Source organism: Aquimarina algiphila (genome assembly GCF_947494415.1).
Classification (GTDB): domain Bacteria; phylum Bacteroidota; class Bacteroidia; order Flavobacteriales; family Flavobacteriaceae; genus Aquimarina; species Aquimarina algiphila.
In genome coordinates this window covers 977,868-1,002,217 of the sequence record NZ_CANLVC010000006.1, presented here as the reverse complement: position 1 = coordinate 1,002,217, position 24,350 = coordinate 977,868, and the positions used below count along the sequence as shown (strand labels likewise).

At 31.0% G+C, this 24,350-nt stretch carries 21 protein-coding genes; 6 read left to right on the top strand and 15 right to left on the bottom strand.

From position 1 onward, the window contains the following. Window positions 1–62: 62 nt before the first annotated feature. Complete coding sequence (locus PQF96_RS13660; RefSeq protein WP_271766842.1) at window positions 63–2,846, top strand: putative LPS assembly protein LptD; 2,784 nt, start codon at window positions 63–65, stop codon at window positions 2,844–2,846. A gap of 82 nt (window positions 2,847–2,928) precedes the next feature. Continuing rightward, on the top strand, window positions 2,929–3,309 hold the full coding sequence (locus PQF96_RS13655) for a RidA family protein (RefSeq protein ID WP_109438344.1): 381 nt from the start codon (window positions 2,929–2,931) through the stop codon (window positions 3,307–3,309). A gap of 141 nt (window positions 3,310–3,450) precedes the next feature. Here PQF96_RS13655 and PQF96_RS13650 read toward each other — a convergent pair whose 3' ends face one another. From PQF96_RS13650 to PQF96_RS13635, 4 genes are all read right to left on the bottom strand, one after another. After that, the gene (locus PQF96_RS13650) at window positions 3,451–3,723 is read right to left on the bottom strand and encodes a hypothetical protein (protein ID WP_271766840.1); all 273 of its coding nucleotides are present in this window, start codon (window positions 3,721–3,723) and stop codon (window positions 3,451–3,453) included. 332 nt (window positions 3,724–4,055) lie between these two features. Beyond that, window positions 4,056–4,511, bottom strand: coding sequence for a hypothetical protein (locus PQF96_RS13645; RefSeq protein WP_271766838.1), 456 nt, complete (start codon window positions 4,509–4,511; stop codon window positions 4,056–4,058). Between the two features lie 18 nt (window positions 4,512–4,529). Beyond that, a complete protein-coding gene (locus PQF96_RS13640; protein ID WP_271766836.1) occupies window positions 4,530–6,752 on the bottom strand; it encodes a nitric-oxide reductase large subunit in 2,223 nt (740 codons plus the stop codon). Window positions 6,753–6,852: 100 nt separating this feature from the next. Further along, the gene (locus PQF96_RS13635; RefSeq protein WP_271766834.1) at window positions 6,853–7,170 is read right to left on the bottom strand and encodes a 2Fe-2S iron-sulfur cluster-binding protein; all 318 of its coding nucleotides are present in this window, start codon (window positions 7,168–7,170) and stop codon (window positions 6,853–6,855) included. Window positions 7,171–7,290: 120 nt separating this feature from the next. Between PQF96_RS13635 and PQF96_RS13630 the strand changes: the two genes are divergently transcribed. After that, window positions 7,291–7,629 (top strand): cupin domain-containing protein, encoded by a 339-nt coding sequence (locus tag PQF96_RS13630; RefSeq protein WP_109438339.1) that lies wholly within the window; start codon window positions 7,291–7,293, stop codon window positions 7,627–7,629. A 3-nt stretch (window positions 7,630–7,632) separates the two neighbouring features. Here the strand turns inward: PQF96_RS13630 and PQF96_RS13625 are convergent, their stop codons facing one another. The 3 genes from PQF96_RS13625 to PQF96_RS13615 all read right to left on the bottom strand — a co-directional run bounded on the left by PQF96_RS13625 (window position 7,633) and on the right by PQF96_RS13615 (window position 13,539). After that, window positions 7,633–7,995: a methylglyoxal synthase gene (locus tag PQF96_RS13625; protein ID WP_109438338.1), complete on the bottom strand. Its 363-nt coding sequence runs from the start codon at window positions 7,993–7,995 to the stop codon at window positions 7,633–7,635. 49 nt (window positions 7,996–8,044) lie between these two features. Then, window positions 8,045–9,031: a 6-phosphofructokinase gene (pfkA, locus tag PQF96_RS13620; RefSeq protein ID WP_109438337.1), complete on the bottom strand. Its 987-nt coding sequence runs from the start codon at window positions 9,029–9,031 to the stop codon at window positions 8,045–8,047. An 80-nt stretch (window positions 9,032–9,111) separates the two neighbouring features. Then, window positions 9,112–13,539, bottom strand: coding sequence for a translocation/assembly module TamB domain-containing protein (locus PQF96_RS13615; protein WP_271766832.1), 4,428 nt, complete (start codon window positions 13,537–13,539; stop codon window positions 9,112–9,114). Window positions 13,540–13,623: 84 nt separating this feature from the next. Here PQF96_RS13615 and tsaD point away from each other — a divergent pair, with 84 nt between their 5' ends. After that, window positions 13,624–14,646, top strand: coding sequence for a tRNA (adenosine(37)-N6)-threonylcarbamoyltransferase complex transferase subunit TsaD (gene tsaD, locus PQF96_RS13610; protein ID WP_109438392.1), 1,023 nt, complete (start codon window positions 13,624–13,626; stop codon window positions 14,644–14,646). Further along, on the top strand, window positions 14,646–15,350 hold the full coding sequence (locus PQF96_RS13605) for a 16S rRNA (uracil(1498)-N(3))-methyltransferase (RefSeq protein ID WP_271766829.1): 705 nt from the start codon (window positions 14,646–14,648) through the stop codon (window positions 15,348–15,350). The genes tsaD and PQF96_RS13605 overlap by 1 nt, the downstream gene beginning before the upstream one ends. 79 nt (window positions 15,351–15,429) lie before the next feature. Here PQF96_RS13605 and PQF96_RS13600 read toward each other — a convergent pair whose 3' ends face one another. Continuing rightward, window positions 15,430–17,118 (bottom strand): T9SS type A sorting domain-containing protein, encoded by a 1,689-nt coding sequence (locus PQF96_RS13600; protein WP_143917897.1) that lies wholly within the window; start codon window positions 17,116–17,118, stop codon window positions 15,430–15,432. A gap of 309 nt (window positions 17,119–17,427) precedes the next feature. On the opposite strand from PQF96_RS13600, the gene PQF96_RS13595 reads away from it, so the two are divergent. Continuing rightward, window positions 17,428–18,588: an esterase-like activity of phytase family protein gene (locus PQF96_RS13595; RefSeq protein WP_271766827.1), complete on the top strand. Its 1,161-nt coding sequence runs from the start codon at window positions 17,428–17,430 to the stop codon at window positions 18,586–18,588. Between the two features lie 78 nt (window positions 18,589–18,666). Here the strand turns inward: PQF96_RS13595 and PQF96_RS13590 are convergent, their stop codons facing one another. From PQF96_RS13590 to PQF96_RS13560, 7 genes are all read right to left on the bottom strand, one after another. Next, window positions 18,667–19,593, bottom strand: a complete 927-nt coding sequence (locus PQF96_RS13590) for a hypothetical protein (RefSeq protein ID WP_271766825.1) — start codon at window positions 19,591–19,593, stop codon at window positions 18,667–18,669. 50 nt (window positions 19,594–19,643) lie between these two features. Then, on the bottom strand, window positions 19,644–20,099 hold the full coding sequence (locus PQF96_RS13585; RefSeq protein WP_271766824.1) for a hypothetical protein: 456 nt from the start codon (window positions 20,097–20,099) through the stop codon (window positions 19,644–19,646). 234 nt (window positions 20,100–20,333) lie between these two features. Further along, complete coding sequence (gene rsgA, locus PQF96_RS13580; RefSeq protein WP_271766823.1) at window positions 20,334–21,398, bottom strand: ribosome small subunit-dependent GTPase A; 1,065 nt, start codon at window positions 21,396–21,398, stop codon at window positions 20,334–20,336. Beyond that, on the bottom strand, window positions 21,398–22,201 hold the full coding sequence (locus PQF96_RS13575; protein ID WP_271766820.1) for a GNAT family N-acetyltransferase: 804 nt from the start codon (window positions 22,199–22,201) through the stop codon (window positions 21,398–21,400). The genes rsgA and PQF96_RS13575 overlap by 1 nt, the downstream gene beginning before the upstream one ends. Next, window positions 22,201–22,740, bottom strand: coding sequence for a TetR/AcrR family transcriptional regulator (locus PQF96_RS13570; protein ID WP_109438328.1), 540 nt, complete (start codon window positions 22,738–22,740; stop codon window positions 22,201–22,203). Before PQF96_RS13570 ends, PQF96_RS13575 begins: the two co-directional genes overlap by 1 nt. Before the next feature lie 196 nt (window positions 22,741–22,936). Then, window positions 22,937–23,788: a CPBP family intramembrane glutamic endopeptidase gene (locus tag PQF96_RS13565; protein WP_271766818.1), complete on the bottom strand. Its 852-nt coding sequence runs from the start codon at window positions 23,786–23,788 to the stop codon at window positions 22,937–22,939. Window positions 23,789–24,050: 262 nt separating this feature from the next. Further along, window positions 24,051–24,281 carry a DUF1059 domain-containing protein gene (locus PQF96_RS13560; protein ID WP_109438326.1) on the bottom strand — a complete coding sequence of 77 codons (231 nt, stop codon included), beginning with the start codon at window positions 24,279–24,281 and terminating at the stop codon, window positions 24,051–24,053. Between the last annotated feature and the right edge of the window lie 69 nt (window positions 24,282–24,350).

Below are 24,350 nucleotides of genomic sequence, written 5' to 3'. Positions count from 1 at the left end.
TTTTGACATAATTTTTTATTTTTTTATGAATTACAATCTAAGCATAAAAAATATATGTAATTTTGGCACTTCAAAAACTAAGCCATAGTTATACAAAAATAGGATTTAAACCATTGCAAACAAAGGTACGTCATATACTTTATTCACTAAGTTTTTCACTGTTTTGTATTTGTCAAACTGCTGCACAAGAAACAAACAAGACTAAAGAGGTACCTATTCCTGTAAAGGAAGATACCTTAAGAAAGACAGGGGAGAATATTAAAATTACTCCAGAAGAATTACTTGGTGAGAAAGCTCAGGATACTGTTAAAAACGATTCTCTTGATCAGGAACCACAACTTTTGACTGATAAAGTTGTCTACAAATCAACTGATTATATGCAATTGAGTCGAAAGGAGAACAAGATGTATCTTTATAACGAAGCAGAAGTCCTTTATGGAGACATGCAAATTAATGCTGGATTTATTGTTGTTGATAATAATAAAAATGAGGTTTATGCATACGGAATCAAAGATTCTTTAGGAGAATATACTCAAACTCCTATTTTTAAACAAGCGCAAAATGTTGTAGAACCAGATTCTATTAGGTTTAATTTTGATACTGAAAAAGCGCTTATATATAATTCAAAGACAGAACAAAATGGGTTTAAGATCAAAAATGAGATCTCAAAACGAGAAAATGATTCTGTTATTTATATGAAAAATGTAAAATTTACTACTTCTGAAAACATTGAAGACCCAGAGTATTATTTTTACGCTCGTAGAATCAAATTTGTACCAAAGAAGAAAATTGTAACCGGACTAGTCAATATGTTTATTGCAGATGTCCCTACTCCTTTGGGATTACCTTTTGGATATTTTCCTTTAACTGAAGATAGAACTTCAGGATTTATTATTCCGAGTCCGGGAGAAGAGAATAACCGTGGGTATTTTCTTCAGAATGGGGGATATTATTTTGCATTAAGTGATTATGCAGATCTTACCTTACTTGGTGATTATTATACCAATGGCAGCTATACTTTTGCTGTAGAGTCTTCTTATGCATTACGGTATAAGTTTAGAGGTAACTTAAGATTTAGGTATGAAAATAACCTTACCAGCGAACGAGGGTTTCCTGATTTTGCAAAAACCACTACTTATAATATTCAATGGTCTCATAGTCGAGATGCAAAAGCGAATCCTAGTTCGAGATTTACAGCTAATGTGAATTTTGGTAGTAGTGACTTTTTCCAACAGTCCACAAATCAATTAAACACTGGTAATTTCCTGAATAATCAATTGAGTTCAAACGTTTCTTATTCAAAAACTTTTCAAGGTGATCCGCAAGTTAATTTTACTGTTGCTGCAACCCATAATTCTAATACAAACACCGGTGTAGTTAATCTATCATTACCAAATGTTAATGGTAGTATATCTAGAGTATTTCCTTTTGCTCCAAAGGTCGGTGTAAAAAAAGGTATTATACATAACATTAATGCACAATATACTTTTACCGGTCAAAACACTGTTCAAACTACAGATGATGACCTATTTACTGCAGCTATGTTTAAAAGAGCCAGAGCTGGAATGCGTCATACGATTCCTATAAGCACTAACTTTAAGTTATTCAAATATTTAAGTGCCAGTGCAGGTACACAATTTCAAGAAAGTTGGGTTTTTGAAACGATAAAGCAAGATTTTGATCAGGAAGCAAACAATGGTGCAGGAGGAGTAGTACGAGACACCATTAAAGGTTTTGATTCTTTTCGTACTTATAATTTTTCTACAAGTATAGGAACAACCATCTATGGAACCTTCAACTTTAAAAAAGGAAAGAAAATCGAAGCGATTCGACATACAATGAGACCAGCAATTAGTTATAGTATTAATCCTGCATTTGATGGTTCTTATGTACGTTTTGAGAATCCTGAACCGGATGATCCTGACACCGAAATTGATGAATCGGCATTTGAATATTCTAGATTTGAAGGAGGTTTTTTCTCACCCCCAAGTAATGTGTTTTCTAGCAGTATTGGCTTCACTTTAAGTAATAATCTCGAGATGAAGGTTAAAAGTAAGGATAGTACAGCTACAGAGTCTAAAAAAATTACTTTATTGAATAACCTTAATTTAAGTACTGCCTATAATATTGCTGGAGATTCTTTAAAACTTAGTCCATTATCTATTACAGGTAATATTCCTATTATTCAAAACAAGTTAGATATCAATTTTAATGCTCAACTCGACCCTTATGCATTAGATAATAATAATCGTAAGATTGATGTATGGAATATAGATAATGGTGGGAGTCTTTTTCGTTTAACCAGAGCTAGTGCTAATTTTGGATACTCCTTTACCAGTAAAGATTTTGAAAAAGGACAAGTAAACGAAGACCCTCTTGAGAATCAAAACTTCAGGAATGGAGGAAGACCTGATGACCTCTTTGGAGGGGTTACAGATTTTGGAGAAGCAAGGTCTTTTGATAGAGATAAAAGTAACAGAGATACAAATAAAGACGTAAAGGATTATAATTATAAAATCCCCTGGAACCTACGTTTATCTTACAATGTGAACTATAGTAATAGTGCCCGACAGAATGAAATTTCGTCTCATTCTATTATGTTCTCAGGAGATATAGAACTTGCACCGCGATGGTCTGTAGGTGCATCGTCTGGATATGATCTCAAAAATCCAGGGTTTACTTTTACCAATTTAAGATTTCAGAGGGATTTAGAAAGTTGGGTAATGAATTTTAATTGGATTCCTTTTAGTGAAAGAACATCTTGGAACTTCTTTATTGGAATTAAATCATCAGTATTAAGTGATATTAAATGGGATAAAAGAAGAGAGCCAGACAGGCAACTATAGATTTAAGAAATTTAAATTTATTAAGTTCTACATTTATCTCATGACATAGAATAGAAATAAATAGTATTAAAATTCCCTTCTCATGAAAAAAATAATAACTACATCAAAAGCACCAGCTCCAATAGGCCCTTATAATCAAGCTATTTTAACTGGTAACACATTATATACATCTGGCCAGATTGCTATTAATCCCGAAACAGGAGAATTGGTATTAGATGATATCAAAACAGAAGCAGAGCAGGTAATGCAGAATCTAAAAGCTATATTAGATGAAGTAAACATGACTTTTGAAAATGTGATAAAAACCACAATTTTCTTAAATGATATGAATAATTTTGCTGAAGTAAATGCAGTATACGGAAGTTATTTTAATGAAGATACTGCTCCAGCAAGAGAAACCGTAGCTGTTGCCGCTTTGCCTAAATTTGTCAATGTAGAGATTTCTGTAATTGCAGTACAATAGTTATATTTTTATATATCCATACTAAAAAAACCAGAGTATAGCTATACTCTGGTTTTTTTAGTTTCTGAGAAGTAATAAAATTTAAATATTGCTTTCTATGAAAGTATTATTGAACAATTAATCATAAAATAACAAGTGTTATTATCCTACAAATGGGTTTAGTTCATTTGATTTCTGATCTGTAGTATAAAATCCAAATTTAAAACCAACCACCTCTGCATATATAAAACTTTGGACCGAGATATCATATGTTATTGGAGCATTTAATTCCTTCATAATATTAATCAGACGATATAATTTAGTCTTTGAAATCCCAAGTTTGGTTGCCAGATAATCAGGTGTCCCCGTAGCTTGCAAACGTATAAGTTGATCCATACGTTGTATAAGTTCTATTTGTTTAATGATAATATTCATAATAAATCCTACATATTAAAAGGATGAGATATTCTTATATTCTTTTTTTAGTGCAAGTATGGAAATGATTTACGTTTTTGATATCCTTTTATATCTTTCAAATGTAATAGTCTGAGTAAGGTAAATACAAGGGGAGTAAGTCGTATTTTATCAAATACGACTTACATAAAACAGAATAACTCTCTGATTATCAAAAAAGAAAACAAACCTGTTTAAAAACATCTTTTATGACGATATAAACCCAAAAAAGAGAGGAGAATTTAGCTCTCCTCTCTTTAACCAGCTTCATTTATTACTATCGATCAACTGATATTAAAACAACTAATCCTGATCTAAGAATGATTTTTTATTTTCTTTTTGAATAATATTATTTGCTTATAACCAATATACAATAAGAGAAATAATTTACTTATTTCTAAAACAACATATATGATATGTTCTGTATTTGAAGGTGATTTCCCTCCATTAATCACTATTTCTGCATACGCATCAAGAATCGGTAATAAATAAAAAGATTGAATTATTATAATTATAAAAAGTACCAGCAATGCCAAAAATAGTTTCGAGTCTAACTTCTTAATCTTAACGATTTGTAACGCAAAAAACAAACTGAAAAAAATTTCGACTTTATTAAGTGCTCCAAAAACTATTTTTCCAATATCTACCCCAATGGCAGTAGTAACAGAGGGAGCTTGAAATTTTAAGGGTGCCTCCATAAAGCTGATTGCTAATAAAAAACCAACCCAAATAAATGTTAAAACAAAACTATGGTCATATATCTTTTTCATCTATTAATGATTTTTGAATTAGTTATCCCTAGGAACCATACATTTTAGAGTTTCTTTAATAGTAAACCAACAAAAATACCCTATTCCTACAGAAAAAATTATATCTCCTATAATACGTAACCATTTTATTACCTGAAATGATGGTGAATATAACAACTCAGAACTTCTTGCATACCAATATCCTTCTTTAATTGAAGCCAATGTCTGCAAAATACCTTGTGGCAAAAGACTAAATACTACCATAGCAAGTAGGCCTATATTTAATGACCAAAATGAAATTTTTAAGACTTTATCATTCCATTTTGTCTTAGATATCATTCGCAAAGCAAAAAGTATTAATCCCATTCCTAACATCCCGTATACACCAAATAAGGCAGTATGTGCATGCACTGCAGTAGTATTTAGTCCTTGAATATAATACAATGCAATAGGAGGGTTTATCAGAAAACCAAATACTCCTGCTCCTAACATATTCCAGAATGAAACAGCGAGGAAAAAATATATTGGCCATTTATATTCTTTTACCCATTCTTTTACTTTTAACAAGTTCCAATTTTCCCAAATTTCATAACCAATCAAAGTAAGAGGTACAACTTCTAATGCACTAAATGTTGCTCCCAATGCAATTGCATGTACAGGAGTTCCTGAAAAATATAAATGATGTAATGTTCCAATAATACCACCCGAAAGAAATATAATCGCTGATAAAACAGTTACTCTACCTGCGGTTTTTTCTTTTATCAATTTCATCTTTGTAAACAAAAATGCTATAACTACTGTAGCAAAAACTTCAAAAAAACCTTCTACCCATAAATGAACCAACCACCATCTCCAATAATTTATCACAGATAAAGATGAATTTTCTCCATACATTAAACCTGAAAAGAAAAATGCACCAATAGCGATTACTGATATCAAAAACAAAATTAGCAAGTTACGTGTGTTGTCTCTACGTCGTATCCCTACAAGTATGTGTCTACCTACTAAAAACACCCAAAGTACCAGACCTACAGCTAACAATATTTGCCAAAACCTACCTAAATCCATGTATTCATACCCTTGGTGGCCAAAGAAAAAATTGGTTGTTAATTCTAAATATTGCTTAACCCCAAGCCACTCACCTACCATAGATCCCAATACCACGATCAGGATTGCTATAAATAAAAAGTTTATTCCAAACTTCTGGAACTTTAACTCTTTATTACTAACTAATGGAGCTATAAATAATCCCGTTGATAACCATGCTGCAGCTATCCAAAAAATTGCCAGCTGTGTATGCCATGTTCTACTTATTGTATATGGAAGGTATTGAGATAGTTCGAATCCAAAAAATGCTTGACCTTCTACGCTATAATGAACTGTTATAATACCAAGAACTACCTGCAATACAATTAGAAAACTAATCACAAGAAAATATTTTAAAGTCGCCTTTTGAGAGGGAAACAACTTTATTCGAGCTAATGGGTTTGTATCAGGAATTTGATCACCATTCTCCTCATTATGACTACTACGAATATGATACCAAACCATAATCGATATAAATAGTAAGAGCAAAACAATTGAAAACCCGGACCATATCTGAGCATCCATAGTAATCGTATTATCTATTAATGGTTCATGAGGCCAATTAGAAGTGTATGTAATATCATCTCCTATTCTGTTCGTAGATGCAGCCCATGAAGCCCAAAACAAAAATGCATTAAGATCATCCAACTTAGATTCATCTGTCAACATTTCTTTTGGTATCGCATATTCTTCATGCCCATTTGAAAAAATATCTTTATAATGAGCCGAATTTGAAAGAATAGCTTCTTTTCTATCCAACGTGATCGTGATATTATTCGTTATAGAGTCATATGTATTTGTTTTAATCTGACTTATCAATCTTCCTTTTAATAGCCCTTTATCTTCCAAAGAAAGATTATCATAATCTTTTCCGTAAGGAATAGACCATTTATCTAAAAGAAATACAGCTTCTTTGTGAATCCAATCTGCCGACCAATCGGGAGCTACATAACTACCATGTCCCCAAATAGAACCAACTTCCATCCCTCCTATAGATTCCCAAACATTCTGTCCTCTTTGTATATTTTTTTTCGTAAATAAAACCTCATCTGTACCTTCTATCATTACTTTTTCTGGTATTGGAGGTTTTTCTTGATATATCTTAACTCCCACCCAAAGTAATGCTGCAAAAGAGAGCACTACAATCGTGATAAATCCTATCCATATTTTTTTCATTATTCTAGTTTTTGTTTTTATAAATTTCAGAAACAAAACTACTATTGGTAACTGCTTTGATTTTATGATTCAAATCATGTTGAATAAATGTGTGAAACAATTAATCCCTTCCGATTATTTCTATCTGTATTTTATGAATATACTTATCTAAAGGAATTTGACAAGCCAATCTGCTATCTGGGTGATACTCCAATTGATCTTTTAATATTTTTTGCTCTAATTCATTAGAAAACTGAACAGAATTCATTGATGACTTGATTCGTATATGACAAGTGCCACATAAGCCTTTACCTTTGCAATCACCAATATCATCAAATAACTCATTGACTAATAACTCTAATAGAGATGGATATTCAGATCTTCTAAAATTTAAAATATGACTATCCCCAATAGAATCTACCACTGATATAAAATACATACTACCATATTTAACAGCATGCAAACTACAACACTAAGTATATTTTGATTTATGATTCAACTCATAAAACAAAAAGAACAATGTTTATACTTTTGAATTGGATAAATAAAATATATAGATATGCATTTGACTTCATTACTCAAAGACGTAACCTACGGAGAGAAAAAACCTATACTTACAAAATTAATAGAAAACGACGCTACCAAAGAAATTAGAATTGTTTTCAAAAAAGGGCAAGAAATGAAAGAGCATAAAACTAAATTTCCAATAACCGTAGAGGTTTTTGAAGGCGAAATAGGTTTTGGTGCCAATAATATTACTTATGTACTTAAAAGGGGTGATATTATATCTCTTGATCCCAACGTAAGTCACAATCTTATAGCTGCAGAAAATAGTATTATCAGGCTATCTCTTTCTATGAAGGACACGGTTGAAAGAGTGCAAAAAGTAAATTTATAAAATCTAAAGGCCTTTTAAAAGCAATTCTGCAGTAGCTGGATTGGTAGCAAGGGGAACATCATAAACGTCACAAAGTCTCATTAACATAAAAATATCAGGTTCATGTGGGTGTTTTGCAAGAGGATCTCTAAAAAAGATAACCATATCCACTTTCTTCTCTGCTACTCCTGCAGCTATTTGAGCATCTCCTCCTAATGGACCTGATAACAATGCTTCTACATCAAATCCCGCTCTTTTAGCTTTTTCTCCTGTAGTTCCTGTAGAGATCAGTTTTATGTTCTTAGAATGGAGAATCTCTTGATGTTCATTTAGAAATTGAACCATTTCTGCTTTTTTCCCATCATGAGCAATTATAGCTATAGTCATATGTGTTTTTTAATATGTAACTTCTCTTTATAAGTTTTATAGTGGATTTCTAGGTAGAAAGAATATCTGAAATACGAAGTAATTCTTTGTTAATTTCATGAACTTCTTTTAGACCTTTATCAAAACTCGATGCTACAATCTGGTTATTTAATATTCCAACCATTACATTTTTCTCTCCATCCAAAAGCAGCTCCACAGCTTTTACACAAAGTCTACTGGCTAAAGTTCTATCAAAACATGTAGGAGATCCTCCTCGTTGCATATGTCCTAAAACTGTAACCTTCACTTCATAGTCTGGTAAGTTTTCGGTTACATAATCTGCCAATTCATATACATTTTTACCTATTTTATCTCCTTCACTAACAACAACAATACTAGAAGATTTCCCAGAACGCTTACTACGTTTCAATGATTCTAATAATCGGTCAAGACCTAAATCTTCCTCTGGAATTAAAATCTCTTCTGCCCCGGCTCCTACTCCTGTATTTAAAGCAATAAATCCTGCATCTCTTCCCATTACTTCAATAAAAAAAAGCCTATCATGAGAACTTGCAGTATCTCTAATTTTATCTATAGCTCCTATTACGGTATTTAACGCCGTATCATAACCAATAGTAAAATTTGTTCCTGCAATATCATTATCAATCGTACCGGGCACACCTATAACAGGAATATCAAATTCTTTGCTAAAAATCTCTCCTCCTTTAAAAGTACCGTCGCCACCAATTAAAACCATAGCATCCACTCCTGCTTCCTTAAGATGATTAGCGGCCTTTTGTCTACCTTCTGGAGTTCTAAACTCCTTGGATCTTGCAGATTTAAGTATAGTACCTCCTCTACTAATAATATTACGCACACTTCGTGCATTCATTATACAATAGTCCCCCTCGATCATACCTTGATACCCTCTATAAAATCCTATACATTTTACATTATAATATGCACATGCCCTAGCTACAGCACGTATTGCAGCATTCATTCCCGGAGCATCTCCCCCAGAGGTCATTACACCAATTGTTCTAATCTCTTTGGCCATTTATATCGTTGTTTAGTTGGTCATTGATGTTTTAAACATGCAAAATAATAATATCTATGCAATAGAATCATTACTCTTGATTATTTATTCTTTTCTGTAAAGTTAATAAAATTGGGAGTTTCAATTTTAACTGTATCCTTAGGTTTAATTATAGAATCTGTAGCTTTTTTGTTTTTAAAAATCTTTTTCCAAAGTTCATTAAAATTATCAAAATCTACAGAATAAGACAATCCAACTCCTTGTTCATACACTTGATTTCCTGCTCCTATGAATTGAATATCATTTTCTCTATTAAAAATCTTTCCTCGTAAAGACCCATCTTCATTAAACAAATATTCTATCTCTACATCTCCAACAACATTGGACTCATTCACTCCTCCTATCGGGACACCTACACGTCCATTAATTAAAATTCTATTACTTATTTGTGTAGAAAGTGTTAAACCAAATTGATCTGCATTTTCCTGATCTAATGTACGAACACCTTGCACATAATTTAAACCAACTTGAAATTTATCATCCTCATCAGAAAAAATCCCATTAAAAAGACTAGATGCACGTTCTGCCACCAAACCTCCTGTAATAGCATTGGCATCAATAGTACCATTATAAAATTGTCCAGATGAAACTAATGATAGTGCTTGTAATTCCTTATTAGACTGGTCACTTAATTTATAATCTAATTCACTTTTTATCACAGAACTTAGGTTAGGAAATTCTATGTTAAAATTAACATTAGGTTGAGTCAATTCTCCCTGAAGGTCAACCACAACCTCTACTGGTGTTTTACGATTTATAGAAGAGTTTTCTAGTAATATAGCTGGATTTGCTTCTGTTTTATATACAGCGCTAAGGTCTAAAACTGCTCTTGTAGGACTACCATCCCAGTTAATAGTACCTCCATCACGAACTGTAAATAATTTTTCTACAAATGCTCCATATCTAAAATTATATGTCCCTTGATACGCAACAAAATCACCCCACATATTAAACTTTCCATTAGTATTAATTTCGATAAGTAATGTTCCTGCTCCTCTTCCTTTTAATGAACTCCCTGTTTCTTTATCGACAACTATCTCTACCTCTGCTTTATCATTAACATCCAATTCAAAATTAAGTTCTAATCCTTTGACATCCTCTAATACAATTTCTTTCCCTTCTAATCTGGCACGTTTCTCTTCTGGGCTTAAAAAATGAATATAGGTATTATCACCTATTGATTCTGACTCGTTTAACGGTATTTTAAAAACAGTCCCTTCTTCTGTAGTAGCATTAACATCAATAACCAATTCAGTGGTAGCTCCTTTAATAGTAGCTTCTCCACTTATAAAACCTGTTCCGTAATACAAAGATTCTTCATCTTCTTCTGTATCCAGGACAAGTAATCTTTCATTTGCCAATAATTCTAAACCAAGCATCCATTTTGAAAAGCGGCGATGTTCTATATATCCTCCAAGAATTCCTTTTGTTTTATATTTTGTATCTGTAATATTAACAGCATCGAAGTTAAACCGTTGTTTTTCTAAAATAACTCTCGACCCATTGTCTAAATCAAGATCTACATTTAGATAAGGTACGGTAAGCCCAGCCTGATCCAGATATAACATACCATCAATTGACGGATTTTTATAATTTCCTGAAACTTTGGCATTACCAGATACAAATCCTCTTATGTTTTCTAAAACGATACCTCCCAAAGCGCTAAATTCTGAAATATCGAATTGATCCAATTCTATATCGACATCTATAAATGGGTTAGTTTTTGAAACATTAATTCCTCCTAAAGCAGATAATGTTTTTTGATTTTCATTATTTATTAATCTCGTATTGATATTATACTCTGTAAGGTCATCATTTCCTGCTACATTAAGTTTAAGCTCACCTAAAGGTGTTTCATTTATCCCTAAATCTTTAACAGTAATGGTTGTACTGGGAAAATAATTACCATTTTCCTGAAGAACAGATAAATCTCCATCTACTCTGCCTGCAAAATTTAAACCATCAATTCTAGGCGTTATTTTATTGAGATCTACATTCTCAAAAGTTGCTTTTAAATCTTTATAATCTTTGCCTTTTGTAATACCATTAACCTTAATTTCTTCATCTTCAAAACTCAATATAATAGATCGTATATCTATATTTTTAAAATCATTATCAAAAATAATTTTATTATTGCTTTTGCTTTTTCTCTTATTTGCATACCAAGTATACCCTTTATAAGTAAAATCAGATTTCCTAAACCCTAATACCGAATTATTATCTTCATTAATAGTATGATAAAATTCTAAATTGAAGTTATCTTCATTATTTTTCCCTCCCTTAAATTCTGAGTGCATAAATAAAGTATCCTTCAGCGTCACATTAATCAAACTAAACTCTGAAACATCATAATATTTGGAATCAATACTATCTATAGCAATGTATGTATTAAATAAAGGGTTTTTATTATCTACCTGAATATCGACATCCTCCATATAGTTATCAAAGGCTCTTATCGATGGGGATTTAAACGTAAGTTTAAAATCAGATTCATTACTTTCTACTTTTCCTTTGATAATCGTATTGGGAGCAAACTGAATCTCTGGAAAAAAGACATCAACTATCTTGTTATACACTTTGAAATTAAATTCCATGAATTCATCATCTGTAATTTCTGTAGCCTCAAAATTGGTATATAAGCTTCCTATAGAATTTCTAAACAGATCATAAACATTTTCAAATCTAAAAACCCCTTTTACGGTTCCTTCAACTATATCTGTACTATTAATTTGAATAGTACGAACATTTTTATCATCAAAACTCGATGTAATATCAAAATCTTCAAAATAATAACTAGCGTCCTCGTTTGTATACAAAGTTTTTTCGAAAGAAATAGTACCAAAGGCATCATTAATACCTGTACCTTTCATATTCATATATACATCTCCATTAAAAACGGAAGTGCTATCTCGGGTAAATAAATTTAATTTATTAAGATCTACATGATCTACATAAGCTTTAAAATCATAGTTATGTATCTCTTGTGATAAATCAGCTACTCCATTAAAACTAAATCTGATATTAGGGTCATTTGCATTAAGGTTACCATCAAATACACGTTCTCTAAGATTTCCTATAGCTTTTAAACCTGTATAGGTGTATCCATTAATTTCTAACCTGCTGATATCTCCTTCAATTTTAGTATTCAAACTCTCTAAAGTAAAACCACTTCCATCTACATGAATATCAAAAGCAGATGTCCCTACAGGTTTTACACCTAACAATTGCCCAACATTAAAATTATTTGAAATTACATTTCCATTATATGTAGCATTTTTTAAGTCATCCAGTTTTTCGAGTAAAACAAAAGCATTAACCTTTCCTAACTGTGAATATAGATCCATATCTACATCCAAAACTTTTTTTGTTACTATTGCATTACCTGTTGCTTTTACGCTACCAAATTGATACAATTGTCTTGGTAATGAATTTCCCAGAACACGAGGTAATAAATTAACCAGATCATAATAATTGCTTGTTAAATCTTCAAAGTCTCCATTTAACTCAAACTTTGATGCATCACCAATGGCATTCTGAATTCTCATATCTCCTTTAACTATGGATCTATCTAATCCAGAAATATCAGCATGAATCACTCTAAAATCATTTAGCACTCCTCTTACAGATGTATTTTTTAATCTAAACATCTGATTTCTTCCAAACTCTTTATAGAAAGGAATGAGGTCATTTGTAGAAACTTTTGCTTTATCAAAATTTGCATTGATATTTACTTTATTTTCAAAATCATCTAAACCACCAACATCATAAGAAAATAAAATCTCTCCTTCTATCTTAGAATCATTCGTCTCTATAACAAGTTCTTGAAAATGCATTTCTTCTGGCTTAATAGAGAAACATGTCTGTAACTTAGAAATATGCAAACCTCTCTCATCGTTAAATGACAGTGCGTCTATATTTACATACACATCAGGTCCATCAACAATCAAACTCTCTGCATCGAGAACAATATCATAGTAATTAATAACATTAGGTTTTTTTAAATTTTCATTGGTAAATTTATATTTTCCTTGAGTTAAGTATATATTTTCTGTCGTTAAGACAAACCTTTCTTTGGAAGAAGTTTTCTTTTTGGTATTAAACTTTCTCACAAATATCATAAGGTTATCACTACTTTCTCCTTTATAAATTTTCATATTAAAGATCAAATCTTCAATTTCAACTTTTCCTAATTTTGGTTTACCTTTTGTAATTTCCCCAATATTAAGAATAGAAGTTTTAATACTATTAGCATACAAAAGTGTATCCTGGTGATGGTCTTTTATCAAAATTTCCTGAAGGTTTACAGCACCTGCATAGGTTAATCCAATTCGATTAATAACAATATCTACACCGTATTTTTCATTCAGATTATTCGTTACCTTTTTACCCACAAAAGTTTGAACCGCAGGAATAGAAAATAGGACCACTAAAAATGCAAATAGCGATAAAAGGACAAGAAATGTCCTCAATAATATTTTCCTAAATTTCCTGATACGTTTTATTGTTTTAACTTTGTTGACAATATTAACAATTTCTATGCCCTTTTCCTCATAATGGAACCACAAAAAATATACATTCTCGGTATTGAATCCTCTTGCGATGATACCTCTGCAGCTATATTATGCAACGGAAAAGTTTTATCTAATGTTGTTGCTTCACAAAAAATACATGAACAATATGGTGGTGTAGTACCCGAATTGGCTTCGAGAGCACATCAGCAAAACATTGTTCCTGTAATTGACCAAGCGATTAAGCAAGCTAACATTGACAAAAAAAACCTAAACGCAATTGCCTTTACACGTGGCCCCGGATTAATGGGATCATTGCTTGTAGGAACCTCTTTTGCCAAATCTATGGCTTTAGCTTTAGACATACCGTTAATTGATGTTAACCATATGCAAGCTCATATCCTTGCTCATTTTATTGAAGAAGATGACTTTGACAAACCAGAATTTCCGTTTTTGGCGATGACCATAAGTGGAGGTCATACACAGATTGTTAAAGTTAATGATTATTTTGACATGGAAATTATCGGTGAGACCATAGATGATGCCGTTGGAGAAGCTTTTGACAAAAGTGCAAAAATATTTGGGCTCCCTTATCCCGGTGGCCCATTAATTGATAAGTATGCGCAACTAGGAAATCCTAAAGCCTTTCCTTTTCCTAAACCCAAAGTTGGAGATCTTAATTTTAGCTTTAGTGGCCTTAAAACTTCTGTCCTTTATTTTGTTCAGAAAATGGTTAAAGAAAATCCAAATTTTATTTCCGAAAATCTTAATGATATCTGCGCTTCTCTTCAATACACAATTATCAATATTCTTGTTGATAAGTTGAAAAAAGCTTCGAAGCAAACTGGTATCAAAAGGATCGCAATTGGAGGTGGTGTATCTGCTAATTCTGGCATTAGAAAAGCTTTAAAAGATGGAGAACATAAATACGGATGGAAAACATTTGTGCCAAAATTTGAATATACTACGGATAATGCTGCAATGATCGCTATTGTTGGTCATTTAAAATACCTGAATAAAGATTTTGCTGATATGGATGTAGTCGCTAAAGCCCGAATAAAATTCTAATGCAATTATTTTATAATAATACGTTAACTGAATCTAGTACTGAGATAAAATTCTCTCGAGAAGAAAGCAAGCATATTGCCAAAGTACTTAGAAAAAAAGAAGGAGATTATCTACATATTACCAATGGTTTTGGGTATTTGTTTCATGCTCAAATAACATTTTCTAACCCTTCTCAATGCATTGCTAACATTAATTCTTTTGAAAAACAGGAGAATAGAAAATACAAGTTACACATGGTTGTAGCTCCTACTAAGATGAATGACCGATACGAATGGTTTCTTGAAAAAGCTACAGAAATTGGTGTTGATGAAATTACTCCTATTATCTGTGATCATAGCGAAAGGAAAATTATTAAAACAGAGCGTTTCGAACGTATTTTGTTAAGTGCTATGAAGCAATCTTTACAACTATATTTACCTAAACTAAACCCTGTAATTCCATTTTCCAATTTTGTACATGAGAAAAAAAATGGTCAATTACTAATTGCGCATTGCGAAGAAACCAAAAAACAATCCTTAAAAGATATTCTTCAACTTCAATCAAATACCACTATCCTTATCGGTCCCGAAGGAGATTTTTCTCCTAAGGAAATTGAAATGGCATTAACGTCTGGATACACTCCGGTTACGCTAGGTGAAACAAGGTTAAGAACAGAGACTGCTGCAATTATAGCTACTCATAGTATCGCCTTTTTAAATTCTTAATCAAAAAGAAAATTGAGCTACTTCAATATTGAAGTCATCAAAGTAGCCCAACATCTATTATTATCAATACAGTCAAAATTTATTTTTTCAAAAATCTTTTTAGATGAATCTCTCCTGTTTCTGTTCGTAATTTAATGATATACATTCCTGGTTTTAATACTTCTGTAGAGACTATTATTTTTCCCTTCTCATTTACGTTTATATTTTGAATAATCTCTTTACCTTGAAGGTCAAATATACTTGCCTGGTTTATAACCAACCCTTTATCCACGCTCATTGTTAAAATATTATTTACAGGATTAGGAAACAAAATTGGAATATTTGATTTTGTACCCAATGTTTTTTCCTCTTCGTTCTTGGACCCAAAAGGATTTTTGCAACGATCTTCTTTATATTCTGTTCTAATGGCTTCGGGATCTATTTTTTTGTAATCATCAACAAAAATTTGCTGTGCACTTCGTGTAATACAAGGCTCATGTTTAACTTCTTTAAGATCTATTTCTCGCTCGCAAGAGGTTCCTGTTTTTCCTGTATCTGTTGTTTCAACCAAATAAATTTCAGTTCCTCCTGCTCCGAGAGATGTAGTATATCCAGTAAATGCAAAACCTTTATCAAAATCATCAGTTACCATCTCCATCCCTGTTTCTTGTTTTGTATCTCCATATTGACGTGCCCATAGCAAATTACCTCCTCCATCTGTCTGAAACATCATTGCTTTACGAGACGAAGTAACTTGTTGACCTACTACAGTATATAATTGATTTCCACTTGTGCTTGTTGTTATTTCCAGACCATATCCTGATTCTGTTCTTTCTGTACCATAGGTTTTCATTCCTAAAAAGTTACCTCCATTATCCAGAAATAGCAAAAATGCATCTTGAGAATTATTCAATCCAAAGCTAGTTGTATAGCCTGTTAACACATAATTTCCATTTTTATCTTCTTTTACACAATTAGCTGCATTTCTATATGCTCTTGTTGGGTCTAATTCATCAGGATAACCAATAATCCTACTCCATTCTATAGTAAGGTTAGGTCTTAGTTTAATAACAAAAATATCCGTAGGAGCATTAGAAATAGATGTTATAACCCCGCAACGATAATCTGTTGTAGAACCAGCAATGATATATCCTCCGTCTTTTGTTTGCTCAATCCACATACCCCGTTGATCTCCTCTACCTCCAATCACAGTTGCTCTAAGTAGGTTTCCAAAACTATCTGTGAGGGCAACATATACATTTGCCCCAGGAAAAGCTTGAGTATAGCTCCTTGTTTCTCCAACCATTATATACCCCGGTTGCCCAGTAACAGCTCTGACGTTCTGTACACAGCGGGCAATATCAAACTCTTTACCTCCATAAACAGCAGAAAAGATTGGGCTACCATTAGTATCCACCCCCATAAGGAATGCATCTCCTGCTCCAAATCCAAAACTTCGTGTTACCCCTGCGGCAACGTATGAAACCGGATTATTTGGACTAAAAAAAGTTGATTGTCTTACAGAATTAAAGTATTCATAATCTTTACCTCCATAAATACGAGACCAGATTTGATTACCATCAAGATCGGTCTTAACTAAAGTGGCTTCTAGGCTTCCTAAGAAGTTCTTAGAAGTGTAACCTCCAACTAAATACCCCTTTTCAACTTCTTGAAGCTGATCTAGAGACATCCCTATTTCTGTTTTTTCTGTTCCAAAACTGTGTTGGAATTGTGAAAAGCCCAAGTTTACCAAGAAACACAAGGCAATACTACATGCTAATTTTTTCATAATGATTTATACTTAAATGGTTAATAAATAATAAGAATAGAGATCATGTTCTCCATCTTTTATATCTACTCTAAAGTAACTGAAAATACAGCAAACAACAAGGGGTAAAAACCTCATAATTAATAAGTTAAAAACCCTTGTGCAATTCAAAAAATTATTTTTTGTTACAGAAAAACATTTAAATAATCTTTATGAAAACAATAAATTTTCCTTTAAAGAAAAAGAAAAATTAAACTGCATAAATTCTTAAACATCAGTTAATCCTAAAATCAATATCTTTAGCAGCAAATGAGAGTCATTATGATACAAATGTTTAGGAAAATCTTCTTTATTGGCATACTCTGTTATAGTTGTTCATCTAATAATAACAATGAGTCTGAAATAAATACAGATAATGATCCTATGCCTACTCCTCCGGTAAGTGAACAAAATACGATAAGTGCTTTGGAGTTTATCGATGAATTTGTTATTCCAAATCAGGAAATAGATGGTATACCTATTGGTGGATTTTCTGGTATTGATTATCAAAATGGAAAATGGTATATCATATGTGATACGTCTACTCCACCTATACGTTATTATGAAGCAGACATAGCGTATAACAAAGATGCCTTTACCTCTGTTAGTATTAGTACTATGATAGAAATAAAAGACAATGCTGGAGTTCCTTTAACACAAGGTATTGTTGATCCAGAATCCATACGTTTTGATTCAAAAACTAATACTATTGTATATAGTAGTGAAGGTTCGATTACAAATGGTGTAGACCCTGCTGTATTAGAAATAAGTCCAGAAGGCAATCAAATTAAAAGTTTCACGCTACCTAATAATTTTAAGGCTAATACTTTAGATGATTCTTCTGGACCAAGACATAATGGTGTGCTAGAAGGACTTTCATTAAGTTTTGATTCTACAGGGTATTGGGTTTCTTTTGAGTTACCTCTCATTGAAGATGGACCAGAACCAACTACAACAGATACAGACTCTCCTGTACGTATTACATTCATAAATAAGACATCTGGTATAGCCGAACGACAATTTGCATATGAGTTGGACCCTGTAACAAGAGCTGCTGCACTTGGAACCACATTTGAAGTTAATGGGTTGGTCGAAATCATTGAATATGACGAAAACAAGTTTTTAGCGCTCGAACGTTCGTTTTCATCAGGGTATATTGATGGAGGAAATACAGTAAAAATTTATCAGGTAGATGCAACTAATGCAACAAACACATTAGCTACAGAAACTTTAAAAGGAGATATGTATACTAAAGCCACGAAAACATTGCTTTTTAATTTTGAAACCATTCGAAACCAATTAACAAATAACACAGTAGACAACTTAGAAGGGTTTACTTTTGGTCCCAAATTAGAAGGTGGAAGCAGAACAGTTGTGGTTATATCTGATAATAATTTTAATTCATTTATTCCACAGCTTAATCAAGTCGTTGTTTTTAAAGTTGTGCCCTAACATTCTGATTATTATCTAAGGGAAGTAATTTTTGAAAAAGAAATAGGTTAACATTTTTTCAAAACACCATATTATATGTTACTTATTAAAATTATAAACCTTTATTCCATCTTCGGATTCATCAATATAATATTTACTAAAATTTGTATAAAAATCTAGCTCTTTAATATAATACGGTTTTATTATCCTCATAGGATAATTGTTTGCTGTTGATGTTGATATTAGTGTATTCTTCACTAAATCATATTCTTTCTTAGTAATATTTAAAAATTCAATTTTATAATATTTTTTACTTTCTGTTTCACCAGAAGATAGGTCTATTGTTGATTCATTGCCATCAGATATCTTAATTTGAAGTATTCTATCTTTTAAATTCCATTGATGGTAATCATCAGATGAATTAATTTTATATTGGTATAGATATGATTCATAATCAATATCATATTCTTTATATTTTATTTCATGTACTACCTTACCATTTTCGTCTGTACTTGCATGGACCACCTTTTGTAAGCCTAATTCGTCTTCATATTCCTGCATCCAAATAGTTTTTCCATACTTAATATACATCTTATGTAAAACTGAATTTAATATTAACGTATCAAAAACCTTAGCAGTAGCCCAACAAGTTTGTATTTTTAAATTTGAATCTGTTTCTATCTCTATACTATTAGTATGTAGACCAAGAAATTGAGCAATACTATCTAATTCTAAGGATTGAAAGTAGTATCTTTTTTCATCTAAATAGGTTATCCCTTTATGATTTGATATATTTTTTATCTCTTCTTTTGTTGGATAAGAAGCATTTTCGTAATTTTTAATAGTATAATCATTATTAATAGTATCCAATGATTTAGACACTAACTTAAGTACATCTTCCTTAAAACTTAATTGGGTTAAATCAAACTCAGCTCCTTCTATTAAGATATCAGGTTGTATAAATTCTTTTTTTTCTTCTTTACAAGAAAAAGTAATTAATACCATAATGGTTAAAAAATATTTCATTTTCTTAGTGTATGTCCTTAAGTAACATTTCTTTTTTATATGGGAAACATTTAGCCTAAACATTGTTTGAAAATGATTTTTTCAGTTTCTGAGATAAAATTTTCAATATTTTTAAAGTTATATTTTCTGAGTAAGGATACTTCTTTTTTATTTTCACCTTTAAAAATCATTTTTACTTCTTTTCCATTATTAAAAAAATTCATTCTATGTTTAATTATTAGAAATTGTTCAAAGTTTTTTAAATCATATTTTTGAGTAAAAAAAACAAAAAATGATATTTCTAAAATTGAAGAATCTAATCTAAACTGAGCTTTTCTACTAACTTTATACATATAAACACTAATCGGTAAAATAAAAAGAACCCAGATAGGCATGCTATCCAAAGTCTCACCAACATATATAAAGTAAATGGCTGAAAGACAGAATACAATTAATATAATAATATCAAACAATTTATTTTCTTTTAATCTTATACAATTTCCATTTTTATGATAAAATTGTTCCATAGTGTTTTTTAACAAAAAATAACAACAGTGTAAAAGTCATATACATCTCTTAATATCAACTTACACCTATTTATAATCAAATCTTTATTTTTTATTTAAAAGTATTTCTTTTTCACTATGCATATATCTATGAAATTATATTTGAAGTAAACCAATATATATTTGTTTAAAAAAAATTAATACTGAAAGTGATTTGAACTTTTCTAAAAGATCAAAAAAAACAAACCATTCTATTTAGTATTTATTATTTTTTCTTTGCTTTTTAACGTTTTTAATAATCTTCCCCAAATCTTTATCCTTTTTTTTCCTATCCCTAGCATCCGATTCAAAATACATTCTTTCTTTTTCCATTTTTTTAAAGTTAGAATATGAGTCTTCATCAATCTCACCATTTTCGACAGCTTTCAATATAGCACAACCTTTTTCATGTAGATGTGTGCAATCTTTAAACCTGCAGTTTTGGGCATATTCGAAAATGGTTTCAAATGTAGTTTCTAGTCCACTTGTAGTATCTGCAATTCCTACTTCTCGCATTCCTGGATTATCTATCAAAATACCTCCATTATTTAACACTATTAACTCTCGATGGCTTGTGGTATGCTTTCCTTTATTTACACTAGAGCTTATTTCACCTGTTTTCATCTGTAGTTGTCCAGAAAGGTTATTAAGGAGTGTAGATTTTCCTACTCCAGAAGATCCAAGCAAACAATATGTATTTCCTTTTTTTATAAAATTTTCTAAGTCTTTATACCCTGCTGTTTGATGACTCACGGTAAATACCGGAATATCACTAATTCTTTGTTTAATTCTATCCTTAATAGATTCTAACTCGGTTTTACTTATTAAATCTATTTTGTTTAATACAATAACGGGAGCTACATTAGAAGCGTTACAGATGGTTAAATATCTTTCTAATCTATTCAGATTAAAATCTCTATCAACAGCCTGAACTATTAAACCAAAATCAATATTTGTTGCTATAATTTGTATTTGTCCTGATTTACCAACAGCTTGTCTTTCTATAATAGAATTTCTAGGGTAAATAGCGTGAATCAAAGCCTTACCTTCATCATATTCAGAAAAAGCAACCCAATCGCCAACTGCGGGAAAATCATACCTATTTTCTGCAGTAAATCTTAAATTGCCTATAAGTTCGGCATTAAACTCATTTTCACAAGTCTTAACAACATATCTTTCTTTATGTTCAGCTATTACTCTACCAGTTTCGAATGAATCCAAATTTTGTTGGATTCTATATGCTTCAAGTCTATCGTTATATCCTAAATCTTGATATGTCATTATAATTGTATTTTATTCTCTTTAAAATTGATATCAAAAATGATATGGGAACAATAAAACCCTGCCTTTTCTATTGCTTTTCTTGAAGCTATATTGTCTTGAGTAGTAGAACATATAGGCTTTCTTTTCATCACCTGAGCCTTTTTTACCAGTTGTTGTAAAACCTCTGTACCCAATCCTCTTTTTTGGTAATCTTTATTGACGATTATTCCTAAATCTGCAATATTTAACTGAGAATCACTAAGCCTACATTCACCGGTAGCAATTATAGTTTCAGATTCTTTTACCATATAAAATTCTTTTCTTTGAATTAGGTTTTCTGTGTATCCAAAATCATCTTCAAATCCTATTTGATCCATAAGGAAAGTTTTTATTCCTTGAGTATCTCTTTCTGAAACTAGCTTTACATCTAATGAAGATTCGTTTTTTAATTTTCTATTAACATATTGAAAACATAATGTATTCGTCTGTATAGATTTTGAATGAGATAAACAGGCATTAAATGAAACCGGTTCAATAGAGCTTAAGCTTGCTGAACTTATCAATTTGGATTCAATCAAAGATTGAATGACATTATACATCAGATAATTATATTTATCAGAAAGAAAAATTTGTAATAAACTACCTTTATCATCTATACAACAATATCCAATATTCTGGTCAACATCCTCTATTAAATACGTTTGAGAAGAAGCTATATAAAGCTTTTCCCACATGGCATCAATAGGGGCAGAAAACTTTTGATAAAGTTCTTCTCTAAACTTATCAATAACAACAATATCATCTGTTTTTATAAATTTCATTATTTACTGTATTTATTAATAATATGTATTTTGATTTGTTGCAAAGGATACTCATCAAAAATGCATAAATAATTGAGGGCAATCCCGTCTAACTCTGCAATAAATAAGTAACTCATTACAAGTGAATTTTTGGAATCAATGTCACGAAAAATACTTTTAACAGAATTCAAAATAAAAGAAGACCTCTCTTTTATGAGATCATTTAAAATAATTCTTGTGTTAGGTTGCAGTATTATATTTAAGTTTAATTGAATAAGCATTTTGTCTAATTCTAATTGTGTGAAAAATGATTCTATTAATTCGAGTAATTTTTCTTGAGCCGTATTGTGCGTTTGTTTAGAATTGCTAATCTCTACTATTAGTTGGGTTGTTTTTGAAAATATTTCTCTTAATAAATCATTTTTTGTTTTAAAATGATGAAAAATAAGCCCCTTAGAAACATTGGCTTTTTCACAAACTAAAGAAATTGGAGTATTTTCAAAACCTCTTTCTGAAAAGAGTTTTGTAGCAGCATCAACAATTTGGTCTTTTTTATTCATAGTTATTTAGAATCAAATACTGACTGACTGGTCAGTCATTTACAAAATTATGAATTATTATTGAACATACTATTTTAAATCGATTTTTTTAACTATTGCATGGTCGATCAATGAAATAAAATAGTTATTTGAGAAATGAATTCTTTAGATAACTTTATAGAAACATACAGGATCTCTTAGGAAAGGAAAGAAAATATTATATGATTTTTATACGATTAATCTTTAAATACATCAATGACAAAACAAGCATTAGAGCAAACCCAATAAGCCCCAAAATCCCTGCTTCAGGACCATACTCGCCCCCTGTCCATAGATCGGTACCTATATTTTTAATTTTAATAAAAGATTCCTCAGATCTATTTCCGCTCATTGTAAAACCAAATAACTTGGATTGAGCAAAATTCCATGACATATGTAATCCTATTGACAAGCCTAAGTTTTTTGTAATTATAAAGGGAACGCACCAAACAATCCCATTTATAGAAAGATAAAAAATAGAAAGAAATGAAGCATTGCCATTATTAAAATGTGCCAAGCCAAATAATACTGAGGATAATAATAGAGCAACTATAAGAGATTGATTTTTTGAAAGAATACTACTTTGAAATCCTTCATTAAAATTGGTAAAGAGGTATCCTCTAAAAAATGTTTCTTCCCAAATACTTACAAAAAACATTTTAACGCCAAAAAGCAATAACGCTACAATATTTAAACGGGTTGAAAACTCTGTTATAGACAACACACCAATTAAACTACCTATTCCTAACAATATAGCAACAGAAGTTATTCCTATAATAATTCCTATAAGGAAATAAATAATAGTATTTTTCTTAAATACAATACCATACTCTGAAAAATTTCTTTTATCTAAATATTTTGCGTTTAAGTATAACTCAACAATCAAAATAACCACAGCTCCAAAAAACTGCAAAACAGAATTTTTCACCCATATCAAAGGTAAAACAGAAAGTAATAGTAGTATACTAAATAGTAATATCCTCCATGGTGCTCTAAATCGATTGTCATCACCATAAAAAAGTGAATTCATAGCTTTCAATACCATTTTGGCCTTTTAATAAATAACTGAAGTTCTTTTGAGTTTTATAAATTGCCAATAAATACTATCATGACATTATAATTACAAACATAGTTCATTATGATATACTATATAAAAACTTTCTTTTTACTCTTTCTGTTAATTACTGTGATCGATTAAAAATAATGAAAAAAAGAGTAAGCCCTTATTGCTTACTCTTTTTTAGGTATTAATATTCTATTAGTAATACGTTTATTTACTATCACTATCATTTCTAAGGCAAGCTGTCAAATTCTTTTCTTTTATTTTCGAACCATTCTTTCATTGCGTCAGGTGATTTCATTAGTTCCTGCATTTTATGCATAGCGGCAAGATGAGCCTCATCTCCTTTTTGGAACATTTCCATAGCATGTTTTTTACTCATTTCGGCTATTTCATCAAAGGTATCTGCATGAAATTCTATATCACAAGCTCCATTCAATTGATTACAAGTCATTGTTTTCATATATGTTTATTTTTTTAAAAGGTTAATTGAATACTTATATGAACCCTAATATTTCTAAATGATATCAGG